This is a genomic window from Xenorhabdus eapokensis (assembly GCF_001908105.1).
Window position 1 is genome coordinate 1 of record NZ_MKGQ01000089.1, and the last position, 2,113, is coordinate 2,113.

At 50.2% G+C, this 2,113-nt stretch carries 1 protein-coding gene; it reads left to right on the forward strand.

The genetic code is table 11. The features are described 5' to 3' along the window. On the forward strand, nucleotides 1-2,113 hold a 2,113-nt coding region (locus tag Xedl_RS19320; protein WP_143187496.1), incomplete at both ends, for a condensation domain-containing protein.

The following is a 2,113-nucleotide window of genomic DNA, read 5'->3' on the forward strand; positions in this document are numbered from 1 at the left end:
TACCAGATTGATGGAGTACATGCTACCCAATGCGTTTGTGATGCTGGACGCCTTCCCGATGTCCGCCAACGGTAAACTGGATCGCAACGCGCTGCCAGCGCCGGATAAGAGCGCTATCGTCAGCCGTGAGTACGAAGCACCGCAAGGAGCCACTGAGCAGCAACTGGCGGCCATCTGGCAATCCCTGCTCAATGTGGAACAAGTTGGGCGACAAGACAATTTCTTTGAACTGGGCGGGCATTCCCTGCTGGTGGTCAGCCTGATCGAACAATTACGCTCACACGGTCTGTCCCTTGATGTCAGTGCGGTATTCTCAGCGCCAACGCTGGTGGTCATGAGTTCCCTAATCCGTCACAATAACGCTCAGACCACAAACCTACAGAACGTTCCGCCTAACCTGATTAGAGAAGACAGTACCGTCATTACGCCAGATATGTTGCCACTGGTGGAATTGACCCAAAACCAAATAAACCAGATTGTTTCCCATGTAACAGGCGGTATTTCCAACGTCCAGGACATTTACCCATTGGGGCCATTACAGGAAGGCATCCTGTTCCACCATTTGCGGGAAACGAAAGGTGATCTCTATCTGGACAACCATTTGATGATTTTCGACAGCCGGACGCGGTTGGAGAGTTTCTTGCAGGCGTTGCAGCGGGTCATTGACCGGCACGATATTCTGCGCAGCGCCATTTACTGGGAAGAGCTTCTTAAATCAGTACAAATCGTCTATCGTCATGCCCCGTTGCCAATTATTGAACTCACGCTATCAACAGAAGAACCGCCAGAAACCCAGCTACGCCGTCTTACCGATCCCCGTTCAATGCGAATGGATATCACCAAAGCACCACTGTTAGCTGCTCATATAGCTAAAGATCCCGCCTCCGATCAATGGCTACTTTCCCTGCTGTATCACCACTTAGTTTGTGATCACATATCACTGGATATGATATTCAGTGAAATACAAACCTTGCTTTTGGGGGAAAGTGAAAAGTTACCAATACCATTGCCTTACCGAAATTTTATCGCGCAGATCCGCAATGTGCCGTTGGAGGTTCACCAAAACTATTTCCGCGAATTATTGGGAGATGTGGAAGAACCCACCCTGCCATTTGGGTTGCTTGATGTACAAGGTGGCAGTCTCAATGAGATAGAAGAAAACGTTCTCGCTCTGGATAGTAAGCTAGCCCAAAATCTCCGTGATTGCGCCCGTCAATTGGGTATGAGTGCCGCCGTACTATTTCATGTGGCCTGGGCACAGGTTCTGGCTCGATGCAGTGGACGAAATGACGTCATATTCGGCACTGTTCTGTTGGGACGGTTACAAGGTGGAATTGGTGCATCCGAAGTGCTGGGGATGTTTATCAATACCTTACCTATTCGCGTTAAGTTACAGGCCCGTACCGTTAAGCAAGCAATACAAGAAACTTATCAGCAGTTAACCGCACTACTGGAACATGAGCAGGCCCCTCTGGCTGTTGCCCAGCGTTGCAGTGGCATTCAGGCGCCATTACCGCTGTTTAACAGCCTGCTTAATTTCCGCCATAGCCCGCATGAAGATGAACAAGTGGCCTCCATCGCCTGGCAAGGTATTGACGAACTAGAGAGTGAAGAGCGCAGTAACTACCCCTTGTCACTGGATGTGGACGATTTTGACGATGGATTTGCGCTCACTGCACAATGCAGCCAGCAAATTCATCCGGCTCGTATTAATGCCTATATGAATACGGCACTGGAAGGGATTGTGGCAGCCCTGCAATCTGCGCCTGAGCAAGCCATTGAGTCAATTGACATCCTGTCACTGATTGAACGCACCCAACTGTTGGAAACATTTAATGATACCGCGGTTGAATATCCGCAAAACACCTTAATCCACCAACTGTTTGAACAGCAGGCTGCCCGTACACCGGATGCTATTGCGCTGGTATTTGGCGATAGCCAACTGAGTTATGCGGCACTGAACCGCCATGCCAACCAACTGGCTCACCAACTGATTGCCGCAGGTGTACGCCCCGATGATCGCGTGGCAATTTGTGTTGACCGCAGTCTGGATTTGATCATTGGCCTGTATGCCATTCTCAAAGCGGGAGCGGGTTATGTTCCGCTCGATCCG